Raw genomic sequence first — 11,650 nt, 5'->3', positions numbered from 1 at the left:
GACTACTTGAACGAGATTAAGCGTCAGGTCCCTCAAGCGGTTGCCAGTTTGGAACGCAGCGAGTTGCGCGCCGTCACGCCCGAACAGCTCAAGAAGAAGCGCGCTGAGGATGCCGCCAAGCCCAAAGGCGGAGCGGCGCGCGGGGGAAAGATCGAGGCGCGTCTGACTGAGGGCGAAATCCAATCCCGCACATTGATCGCAAAAGATTGTCTGTCGGCCCTGGCCTATCTCGATAATCGCAATATCAACCCCGCCGAATTCCCCACCTTCCCGCTGGAGAAGATCCCCGAATACCGGAAGATGGCAAAAAAGCTTGTGTCGCATCTGGGCGGACAAGGGAATAAGGCGGTGATCTCCTCCATTAGTTCCCTATTGATGAATGGCAAAGTGCCGGGTAATGACCAGTTGCCGCTGCATCGTGAGGCCGCAAAGGATCTTTTGGACCTTTTGCAGCAGGCGCTCGAATCAGGCGACGTCGATCCGCAAGATATCAGCACGTTGCTCTTGGCAACCTCGGGACGCAAGGTAGATGGAACCGTCACGGAATTTGCCCACAATGCCAGAGAGCTTGTGCTAAAGAAATGCAGTCGAGATGTGCTTGAGAAAGCCGCCGACGCGACCGACGATCCGAAACTCAAGACGCTGCTCAACAATACCGTTAAGAACCGCCAGGCCAAAGTGGCCCGAGAAGGCCAGATACTCAAGAAGGATTGGGCCAATAAGCCCGTCGGCGAACTGCTGGGAATGATGTCGGTGGCAGACGAAGACCGCAAGGCACTTCTTGTCGAAGAGATCGGAGACCACAAACTCACGGCCAAGGATGCCCGCGAGCACCTGATGGATGTGTGGCAATTGGCGCAAGGCGCAAAGCCAGCGGTATCAACCAACATTCGCGATCGCGTCAAAACAGCCATCGCCGCTGCGTCACCCGCAGATTGCGTGGCCTGGCTTTCGGCCGCGGACGCGGAGTTGAGCAAGCTGATCTGGCAACAATTGTCACCACGCCTGGAACGGGTCAGTGCCAAAGAGCGCGTGCAGCTTCGCGACACCGCCATCGATACGCTGGCCGCCAAAGACTCTTCACCAGGCGACAGGCTGGCATCCATCAAGATGCTGCGCGAGCTCAAGGATCCTGAAGCCGCCAAGCTGGTCCTGGATGCGATACCCGAGGCCGAGCAGTTAAAGCGCATACCGCGCGATCAATGGCCGCAAGTTGCCGCGATGCTCCGTGAACTGACAGGTCAAAAATTCGGACCGCGCGAAGGCCAGTCACCATTAGAAACAGCAGGGCAGATCAAGCAATGGCGTAAATGGCGATCCGCACAGGGCGACGCTAAATAGTTTCCGTTCCAGCCTGCCGGGAGACAGTCCACACCCATGGAAGCCTTTACAACGTTTGTCACGAACCACATGGCGTTCGCCATAGTGATGTTCGCCATGTCCTTGGCCGCGGCAGCGCTGGTCGCTTGGCGGCTGATGCTGAATTTCAACGCCCGCACGGACATGGATCGATTCCTGGGAAGCTTGCAGCAAGAGTTGTCGCAAAATGGCCCTGCTGGTGCTTTGACTTTGTGTCAGCGCGAAAAGGGAATGATCCCGCGGCTGCTGGCGCGAGGGCTGCACGCCTTTCCGCAGGGTACGGCGGCGATGCGGCGATCGATGGCCAGCGCGATCGAGCTGGAATTCGTGCCGGATCTGAATTACCTGCTCCCTTCCATTATGGCCATTGCCAAAATTGCCACGATGGTTGGTCTGCTCGGCACCGTGGTGAGCATGATCGGCACCTTCCAAGTATTGGGCGAAGCTGCCAAATCCGGCAAGGCCGGCGGCTCGGCACAAGCAAGCACCGAGATCGGCTTGGCCCTCTTCGCCACGGCCCTCGGTCTGGTCACCGCGATTCCGCTAGTCTTCGCGCACGTGCTCTTCAAAGCCAACGTGCACAAAGTCGAAATCCAAATGAAGAGCAATGCCCAGAAATTGCTAGCGCTCGTCCAAGAGTATGTGCGTACCAAGCCCGCTACGAAAGCTACGGCTCCCAATCCCAGTGCCGCGGTCGCTCACAAACAATAACGGAGACCGCGGTCGTGACCCAAGCGAAGCAATTCCAAGTGCGACTCGTCGAACGAGACGTCGTCTCTCCGCTCGTTGACTTCAACAAATTGACAGATTGGATCCAGCAAGGACGCATTTCGGCGAACGATTGCGTCCGCGCCGCGGGCGAAACGGACTGGCGCGTGATCCAGGACGTACCCGAGTTCGCCACCTATTTGCCGCACGCGGCCGCGGTCAGCGCGGACGACGAAGCCGAGGCATACGAGGCCGTTGATCTAGGGTTCGGCTCTTCCAGTCATGCGGAGGAGGAAGAAGACCCAGACATGATTCCGCTGATCGATATCAGTTTGGTGCTGCTCGTGTTTTTTATGTTGACGGCGGCCGAAATGATCACCGCCTCGCCGGTCGAGACCCCTCCCGCGACCAACGCCCGCGTCATCGCCGAGCGCGAGCCGCTGAACATCAACGTCGCATTCGAGGCCTCGCAGCCGCAGTTCTTTCTCGATGGCGGGGACGAGCGCAAATTTGCCAGCGCCGAATTGGCGGATTTCCTCAATCACACCGCCGAGAAACATCCCAAGGGAAGCGTCGAGACAACGATCATCAGGGCGCAGGCCCAAGTTCCCTATGAAACGATACAAGCACTTCTAGCAGGACTGACTAGCAAGGGATTCGATCGAATCGAAGCCGGGGTGAGCGATCACCAGGGGAAGGAATAGCTGGCATGAGTTGGACGCTACGTCATCGCGGATCGCCGAAAGAGGTCGCCGGCTTGTCCGTGGCCCGCATTGTCGAGGCCCTGCGCGATGGAGACTTCGACACAACCGACGAGGTGCGCGGACCGCGCGATACCGCATGGCAAGTTATTGAAGAGCATCCACAATTCGCCGAAATCGCTGCTGAGCTAGAGCCCGAGCCCGTTGCCAGGGAAGAGGACGATGGCGGCGTCGACATGAACGCCTTGATCGATGTGACGCTGGTGCTGTTGATCTTCTTCATCCTGACGACGGGCTATCAGGTGCTGGAAAAAGTTTTACAGATGCCACAAACGAAAACCACCGACGATTCGGGCGTGAGAACGGTGCGCAGCGAAGACGTCGACAACTTCATGATCCGAGTCAGAGCGCGCCAGGAGCAACGGCAACCCCGGTTTTGGGTCGGTGAGACCGAAGTACCCGAAGCGGAACTAGAAAAGAATCTGACAAGTCAGTCGAGCCAAAACCGCAAGGAGTTGATTCTCGACGCCGACGGCGTGGAATACGGAACGGTCATCAAGGTCATCGACGCCGCCGGCGGCGCCGGCATCGACCAGGTCCACTTCCTGATGAAAAAGGGCTAGGGGTTAAATCGCCATGGCTACCGCGCCCAATCCTAAAAAAGCCGCAAAAGCTCCGCGGCGTCCCACGACAAGCTGGCAGCGATTCTGGTGGCGGTACTCCCCCCGCTTCGAATTGCCGATCTCGACCGTGATCTCGATCAGCTTGCACGTATTTGTCGTGTTGCTATTCGCCCTGGGGTTGACGGCCTTCGCCAAGCGCAACCATCGCCCGCCGACGATTGGCGCCATCGCCATTGTCGACGGTGACGGAGATGGCGCCGCGCCCGGCATCGGCGCGGACGGCCTGCCGTCCGGAGCAGGCTCGGGAACGGGGGGTGATTCCGGACAATCGCTCGAGCAATCGACGTCCACGTCGAGCGATATGCCGCTGCCAACGACGCCGTCGGCCCAGTTGGATACGGAGGTGCAACCTGACGCGCCCGTGGATACCGATTTCAGCCCCAGTGAGACTTCGGTTTCGGCCGGCGACGTTGCGCAACGTGCCGAGAGCGCCGCCAATTCGATTCGTAAACGGCTGGCCCAAAACTTAAACAAGTCGGGCGGAGGAGGCGGGGCCGGCGCCGGCGGCGGATCCGGTGGCGGCACAGGCGGAGATGGATCCGGCGGCGGGGGCCAAGGGGGCGGAGGAGGAGACGCCGCGAGCGGAAGGTCGGCACGACAAGCGCGCTGGATCCTCCGATTCAACATGCGCAGCGCGGCAGACTACGTGGCACAGATCAAAGGATTGGGCGCCACCATCGTTTTTCCCGGCGATGGTGGATCTTACGTTTATGTCGATCTGAGCAAAGAACCGCCTGGTCAATCGATTCATAAAGAAGGTGAGATCGACCAGATGTTTTGGATGGATCAAGATCCATCTTCAGCGCGTCGCGTCGCCGAGCACTTGCACATGTCAGCGCGGGGCGATTACTTCATGACGCTTTTGCCGCAGCGGCTCGAGGACCGACTCTCCAAGCTCGAGATTGCCTATCGCGGACTATCGGAAGATCGTATCAAGTCGACGCAATTCGAGGTGGTCCGGACCGGCGGTGGTTTCGACGTTCAGGTCGTTGCACAAGAACCAAGATAGGTACGTGCACGGTGGGCCTCGGTGCTCCACGATCTAAGCAATTCAACCCGGCCGGAAACGTTGTCCCTGCAGCAGCCAGCATGCCAAATTGCCCCACGTGTCACACTCAGTTTTCGGCAGACGATGGTCGGACAATTCCCTGGGAATGTCCGAACTGCCGTGACCGGTTTGTGGGCCGTTATGCTGGTTTACAACGGATTTCCTCCGGAGAGATGGGGGAAGTCTATGAGGCGCGCGATACCTCGCGCGACAACTGCCGTGTGGCGATTAAGTTTCCGCGTTCCAACGAACCGGAAGCCAGCCGACGATTCCGGCGCGAGATAGAGGCGTCCATACGTCTCAAGCATGCCAACATCGTGCATGCCTTCGAACACGGCCAGGAGGCGGGCCGGCTATTTCTCGTCATGGAATTTGTGCACGGAAAGCGGCTGGACGAGCTGATCCAATCGGAGCAGCCACTCCCACTCGCGCGTGTCGCCCGGTATCTAACCGGTCTGGCTGCAGGACTGGAAGTTGCTGCCCAGTCACGCGTCGTTAATCGAGATATCAAGCCCAGCAATATCCTGATCGCTGATGACGATCAGGCGAAGATCGTCGACTACGGCCTGGGATTGATTTCCGACTTTGATCAAGGAAGCTTCGATACGACCCGCTCCGGCGTGACGCTCGGAACGCCGGCTTACATGGCGCCTGAGCAGTTCGTTGACCCCCATAGCGCCACGATCGCGGCGGACGTGTACGCCCTCGGCTGTACCATTTTCTATTGCCTCACTGCCCGACAGCCCTTTCTTGATCTGGATCTGGCCGGGCTGCACCAGCGTCATGCCACCGCCCCCAGGCCATCGATCTGCCAAACGCGCAGCGATATACCAGAGGCATTCGACCGCCTCGTGCAGCGAATGATGGCCGTGCAACCGTCTAAGCGTCCTGATCCCTTGGAAATCTGCCAGGACGTGGCCGTGTTGCTCGCGAACGGCTCGCACACGCCGACCCCCACTGCCGGCGTTGCGTCCTCTTTCGACGTCCGCTGCCCAAGCTGTGGCGAACTCTACCACGTCGACCGCAGTTCGCTAGGTATGGTGCTGCCCTGTCGTAACGCGCGCTGCGATCCATTCAAAGTCGAGCCGAATTTGATCGTGTCGGGTCAGCAGACTCCCCAAACCGTTGGGCCGCAATTCGTCGAGGCAATGGCTGTCGACGATGAAGATGACGATTTTGATCGGATGGAATGGACCAGCGGAAACGCAGATGTCGTCGCCGCTGGCCCTGCGCACGACAATACATTGCATCACGTTCAAGGGCATGCCGAGACCGTGGCGCACGGCGGTCCCGCCGCGACATCATCCGACGAGGGGGATTTCGAGCGTGCGCTCCCTCCCGGTCAGGATCGGCCAGATGTCGTTGATGCGGTCGCCGATGATGACCCATTCGATACGAGTCCGCCGGAAGACACTTATTATCAACCTAGCGCATTCCCCTGGCGCATCGCCTTGGTGGCAGGCGTTGTTTTACTCGGCGTATTCGGCGTGATGGGACGGATGGCCTACCGGCGGATTTATCCGCCCCCGGAGGAAGTCTGGGATCGCATTGTCGCGGACGAATTCGGGCTCAGCCATTGGGAACTGGCGTCAGCCAACTTCGCAAAGCTGGCACAGGACTATCCGGCGTTTCCCAAGAATGAATACGTGCCATTCTTTGTCGAGCTTTGCGACGCGCAGATCGCGGCGACCACCGATCCGGCGCAAGCCTTGCTCGATCGTATGAATGGCATCTATAAAAAATACCGTGACGAAGAAGTGTACGCGTTGTACGCAAATTACTTGTATGACCTGACGGAACGTCCCGTCAGACGCTTCCTCGAGGAAGCCACCCGCGAACGCAATCCCGCGAAAATTGAACAGGCGAAGACGGCCTTCGAACTATTTTCCACAGTCGCCAACTCCATGAAGGATGACTGGGTCAAAGATAGGATTCAAAAGCTCGACGAGTCTTTGAAAGACGCTGATGCGGAAGTCCGTCGTGAGCGTGCGCGTGATCTGGTGCTGGGCGACTTGAAAAAGCTGCGCGAGAGCGATGCCACGGTCGATCCGGACAAAGCCTATGCGCGTTACGACGCGCTGCGGAAGGAATATCCGCAACTCGGTAAGGCCAAGGAGTTGGAAGAAGCGTTACGGCAAGCCGAACAATTCGAGGTTCAGCAGGTCACCTACGAGGTCGCGGCGCAATCACCGATAGAATCCCAGGATCCGCCCACGACGGCGCAGGGGCGCGAACCCTCAGCCACGTTGTGGCTGCTTAACAAGCAATCGCTTGCCCAAGACAAGCAGATGCGCGCCTCTGCCGTCGTGCTGGCGCTGGCCAGAGGCGTGCTGTACGCTTTTGACGAGCGCGGAACATTTCTCTGGGCACGCCGATTGGGAATCGACTGCGACGGTTTACCGGTCCGCATTTCCGAAACACCAACGAGTCCTCCATTGTTACTAACGGCCTCTCCCGGCGAGGGGCGATTGCTCGCGCTTGAAGAACGCACGGGACGAGTACGCTGGAGTTACAAACTCGACGGCGCGGTCTTTACCGCGCCAACGATCGTACCGACCCTTGCTGCCGATGGTGACACGGTCACGCGTACCTGCGGCTTGCTGCCGACGGCGACCGGCGAGATCCATGTGTTGGAACTGGTGCTGGGAAAGCGTCTGGGGACCATTCGGGTGAACAAACCGTTGGCGTCCGGCGGAAAGTACGATCCTTTGACGCGGTTGGTGTACTTTCCGGCAGAGAACAAGCGGCTGTTTGCCATCGACCCCAAGGTGCTGGACGATCCGTCGCGACCGGCCTGTCGATCGGTTCTCTTTACCAATCATCCTGGCGGATCCTTACGGTCCGAGCCGATCCTGGCCGGACCGTATTTGATCCTCAATCAGGCGGCAGGGTTTGATAACACCTTGTTGCGAGTCTTTCGTGTTCACGAGGGAGGTTTTCGCTCGCCGCACGATGCTCCTCTCAAGGAAGAGGCATTAGAGGGCTGGACATGGCTCCCGCCGCTCGTCGCGCCGGATCGCGTGACATTTGTCACGGACCGGGGTGTCGTCGGCGCCTACGGCGTCAATTTGAATATCGACGCCAGCGAAGAGGAGGCCCTGTATCGGATGATCGACGATCCTGACGCGGTAAAAGTGGACGACGATCCGGCGCGATCTTTAGCCGTGAATTCGCAGGAACAGTTGCTGTGGGTCGTAACGGGCGGCAAGTTGCAAAAACGACTGCTCGACGTTCCCAGTCAGCGCATCACCACGGTGTGGCCCAAGACCGGAGACTCAACGAGCATCGAGGGGATTCCTGTACAAGAGTCTCAGACGTCCAGCGACGGCAAGACTCTTTATCTCACACTCATGTCACCGGATGGGCGCGGTTACACACTATCCGCAGTCGAGGCCGAAGGGGGCAAGACGCTGTGGAGCTGCGCCTTGGGACACAGTCTGTGGAGTAACCCCTTGGTACACGACGGCCACGTGTTGCTGGTCGACCACGGCGGCCAGATTTGGCGTATGAAGATCCCTCAGGGCGTGGTCCCTGCTGATCACGTCGCCCCACCCTTTCAACCGGCTGTGAAGGGCTTTTCCACGGCCGGCATGATTGCGTCGCAATTCTACCTGTTAGGCCCGGCAGCCAGCCCGTCGCATGTAGTCGCCGTGATCGACAATGGCCGCCGGCTGGCGATTTTCGACGTCGCCCAGGTGCTCGACCCGAAAAGGCAACAATCAGCTTGGAACATCGTGCCGTTGCCGGCTTCGATTTCCGGCCAGCCGTGCCTGATGGGGGAACGTCTCGCCGTTCCTTGCGACGACGGCAACATTCAATTGTGCGAATTGAATCCCCAGGCGCCCCCCGCACAGTTGCCCACCTATCGCTGGAGATCGGCAGATGGCTTGATCGGCGAGCGGCCGGTCTTGATGTCTGACGGCAACCAGTCTTTGTTCATTCTCTCGGATCATGGCACCGTGCGTCGCTTGGCGCTGCAGCGTGGTGACGCGGGGCTGTGGCGCTTCCTTGAAGTTGGCAACGCGATCAAGTTGACGAAAGCTGGATTCTTACCGCCGGATTGGTCCGCAAGCAATATGTTGGTCGCCGACCGGGACCGAACGTTGCACGGCGTCCATTGGAACGACGCTGCCCCGGAGCATTGGAAAGTGGCTCTGCCTGGCCGCGCGACCATGTCCCCTTTCGTCCATGGCCAGTCCGCGCTCGTGGTATTGGAATCGCGCAAAGTCGCCAGCATCGACATTCCGTCCAAAGAGTTGCGTTGGGTCTCCGAGCCCACGCCTGGTCGAATTTGCGGCCAACCTGTTGCCAGCGACGAGGGCCTGGTGGTAATTGATGAGGCAGGACAGCTCACAATTCTCAATTGGGACGATGGTCATACGCATCGGAACCGTGAGTTACCGGTCGCTGCCGGTCCTGCCACCGCCGCCGTTCCCCTTGGTCATGACCAGTTCCTAGTTCCCTTGGACGACGGGACATTGCTGGTTCTGACATCCCAGGCAAAGCCCAAGCATGCGGAGAACTAGCACTATGACAAGCCGCAGCTTCACAATCATTGCCTGCGGCACTCTCGGCGTGGTGCTGGCGTGTTCGGCGATGGGAAGAGCGCAGTCCGGGGCAAGTGCGAAAGTCCATAAGGACACCCTGCACGTAAATCTACTAGAAAATACTCGCGATCGCCGCATCGTCTTCGATAAGGACAAGATGACACTGGAACTCGGCGTTCAAGAAATGATCGTCGGGCGAGTCAAATTGGAGGTCGTGAAGCCCGCCTTTGGCGATCTGGAAATAGAACTGCTGAGTCGTAACAGCATCGAACTAACAAAGCCGGACGGGTCGACAGACTCGGACGGCGAACTTATCTGTCCGTTCGAAATCGTTAGCTCCCAGGATGTGGCGGCCCGCGTCCGAAGCAATATCAGCAATTTGCTGGCGGACGGCATCGAACGGGGCCTCAAAGAAGCACGCAATAAACCTAAACAAGCCGTCAAAGATTATCTCGCTGCGCGTGTTGAGACCTTGCCAACGGGCGGCGACGACGAGCTATTTCGTGACTTTGCACTCCAGTGGGCGATGGAAAATGCCCCTCAGCCCGTGCTCGATCAGATGCGGCCGGCTATCGACAAGCACTCGAAGTGGTTCTCGCGCGACGAGAGGGACTTTCTACTAGCGGCGCGCGGTCGCGACGCTTGCAATCTGTACTGCGAGCTCTGTGCGGACGAGTTGTACGACGAACAGCTGCACCGCTGCGGACTCGCATTACAGACCGAAGGTGCAAATGCGCGCCAACGATTGGCGCCTCGTTTTAACGCGGTGTTTTTCGCCATGGGTGGCAAGGCGCAGAACCATCGTGGCGGAAAGGTTGCCGCGGAGGCGTTATCGCCAGCCGACCGGAAAAAGCTGCGTCAAGCCATGACCGCAGACTTGAAATGCCGATTTACCTTCACCGCCGATCCGGCCGACGCCAATTCGCTCTGGTGCAATGCGCAGCGTGTGGCCAGCCCCGGTGCGGCATCATCCGTCACGATTGAAGGCCAACTCGCACCTGACAAAGACGACCATCAGGACTGGTGGCAGATTGCACCCTGGAAGCGAGAACAGACGACCCTTGATTTGCCCCCATTGGATGCCGCGCAATGGGAGCAATACCCAATCGAGGGCGGCCTCTTGTTGCGTGTCGTTGCCATTGGGCAGCAGCCGGTCACTTATCGGTGCGACATGCGCCCCGTTGGAAAATCCGCGGTCAAAACACCCATCGTATTGCACGAGACACCGACTGCGCGTGTGGCGAAGTTCCCCTATTAAGCGGCGTTTGGTATGCCCTCGATTCGTATCAAGACCCTTTGGCAGAGTGTGCTGAAACGCACTTGGCGCAATGCGCTGAATGTGTGCGCCTTACGCGTCGACCGGCTTCACCGCTGGCCGCGGCCGCGTCGCTCTTGCCAGGATTTTGTAACGCTGGCTGCCTTTGCCCTGATTATGTACACGACGATTGCGTTCTCGACCGGCGCGTGTGCCGAGGAACTAGTGGACGGTGAATTCGGGCAGCTCAAGCTGGGACGGCCACTGGTCGCAGGCATGCGCATTCCCACAGTTCGGGAACTGCGCGATATCGTCAGTCGTCCGCGGATCGAGACGGTGGTGCTCTTGAAGTTACACGGTGACAAAAATAATCACTACCTGCCGAGTTGGTCTGACGATGGCCAGCGTCTAGCGTTCCAGCGCAGCGACGTCGGTTCAGGATCGACAAAGTTACTAATGTTCTCCTCGTTATCTGCCCTGCAGCCCACTCTGCTGAGTTCTGCCGACGGTGCGAACGACCAGATGCTGCGTTGGGGCGTCAATAGTGCGGCCAGCTACGCCTTCGCGCGCACGACTCGCGATTCCAAGGCCGCGCAGATTTATGTTTCCGAAGATGGTGCCGAGCCTGTTGCCAAGACCAAGGACACCGCGCGGAACGTATACCCGGCACTGTATCGACGGACGGACGGGATTTGCCGGCTGGTGTACGAACGCAATGGCCAGTTGATCCATGAAGCCTGGACGGACGGCGAAAGTGTTGAATCCGGCCAGAAACTGGGAAGCGGTTCTCAACCGCGCTGGGATCGAACCGGCACGCGGCTTCTCATCGCGCGACAACGAGAAGGGGCGGGGCGCATTGGCGCCTACAATGTGGTGATTCGCAATCTTCGCACCGAGCGCGAGCAGGTCGTTCCGATCAACGCGTCAGACGATGTGCGCAGTCCCTGCTGGTCTCCCGACGAGCGCTTTGTCTCGTTCTATCATCGGAAGTCGGGAGAGAATCATCCTTGGCAGATCGCATTGGCGCCTGTCGACAATGTAGGGCAAGTGCGCGACCTGGGAGAACAGGTCGTCGTCAACGTAGATTTTGAATCTTCCGGCCCCGCGTGGGAGCCCACAAATGAACGCATTTGGGGATTTTCGCACGCCCGGCACAAGCAAGCGTATTACCCGCTGGTTGGAATTGACGTCAAATCGGGCGCAATGATCGAAGTCGATTACCCGCAACGATGTACGACTCCTAACGATTTAGCCGTAAATCCCACGGCGGATACTCCTGAGCTGGCGTTTATCGCTCGCGACGGCCTGACGCAAGATGTCTTTGTGATTCTTCTCAACCACTACTAGGC

At 58.9% G+C, this 11,650-nt stretch carries 8 protein-coding genes; all 8 read left to right on the top strand.

The genetic code is table 11. The features are described from left to right. Positions 1 to 63: 63 nt before the first annotated feature. The 8 genes from VGG64_02225 to VGG64_02190 all read left to right on the top strand — a co-directional run bounded on the left by VGG64_02225 (position 64) and on the right by VGG64_02190 (position 11,648). The gene (locus tag VGG64_02225) at positions 64 to 1,341 is read left to right on the top strand and encodes a hypothetical protein (GenBank protein HEY1598391.1); all 1,278 of its coding nucleotides are present in this window, start codon (positions 64 to 66) and stop codon (positions 1,339 to 1,341) included. A 36-nt stretch (positions 1,342 to 1,377) separates the two neighbouring features. After that, positions 1,378 to 2,070 (top strand): MotA/TolQ/ExbB proton channel family protein, encoded by a 693-nt coding sequence (locus VGG64_02220; GenBank protein ID HEY1598390.1) that lies wholly within the window; start codon positions 1,378 to 1,380, stop codon positions 2,068 to 2,070. A gap of 14 nt (positions 2,071 to 2,084) precedes the next feature. Continuing rightward, positions 2,085 to 2,771 carry a biopolymer transporter ExbD gene (locus VGG64_02215; protein ID HEY1598389.1) on the top strand — a complete coding sequence of 229 codons (687 nt, stop codon included), beginning with the start codon at positions 2,085 to 2,087 and terminating at the stop codon, positions 2,769 to 2,771. Positions 2,772 to 2,776: 5 nt separating this feature from the next. After that, complete coding sequence (locus tag VGG64_02210) at positions 2,777 to 3,391, top strand: biopolymer transporter ExbD (GenBank protein ID HEY1598388.1); 615 nt, start codon at positions 2,777 to 2,779, stop codon at positions 3,389 to 3,391. Positions 3,392 to 3,404: 13 nt separating this feature from the next. Then, positions 3,405 to 4,460: a hypothetical protein gene (locus tag VGG64_02205; GenBank protein HEY1598387.1), complete on the top strand. Its 1,056-nt coding sequence runs from the start codon at positions 3,405 to 3,407 to the stop codon at positions 4,458 to 4,460. Positions 4,461 to 4,630: 170 nt separating this feature from the next. Then, positions 4,631 to 9,025: a protein kinase gene (locus tag VGG64_02200; GenBank protein ID HEY1598386.1), complete on the top strand. Its 4,395-nt coding sequence runs from the start codon at positions 4,631 to 4,633 to the stop codon at positions 9,023 to 9,025. Positions 9,026 to 9,029: 4 nt separating this feature from the next. Further along, positions 9,030 to 10,304 (top strand): hypothetical protein, encoded by a 1,275-nt coding sequence (locus VGG64_02195; protein ID HEY1598385.1) that lies wholly within the window; start codon positions 9,030 to 9,032, stop codon positions 10,302 to 10,304. Between the two features lie 12 nt (positions 10,305 to 10,316). Beyond that, positions 10,317 to 11,648: a hypothetical protein gene (locus VGG64_02190; GenBank protein ID HEY1598384.1), complete on the top strand. Its 1,332-nt coding sequence runs from the start codon at positions 10,317 to 10,319 to the stop codon at positions 11,646 to 11,648. The last annotated feature ends 2 nt before the right edge of the window (positions 11,649 to 11,650 follow it).

The organism is Pirellulales bacterium, assembly GCA_036490175.1.
Lineage (GTDB): Bacteria > Planctomycetota > Planctomycetia > Pirellulales > JACPPG01 > JACPPG01.
The sequence above is the reverse complement of the archived record's forward strand: the minus strand, read 5'-3'. Positions and strand labels throughout refer to the sequence as shown.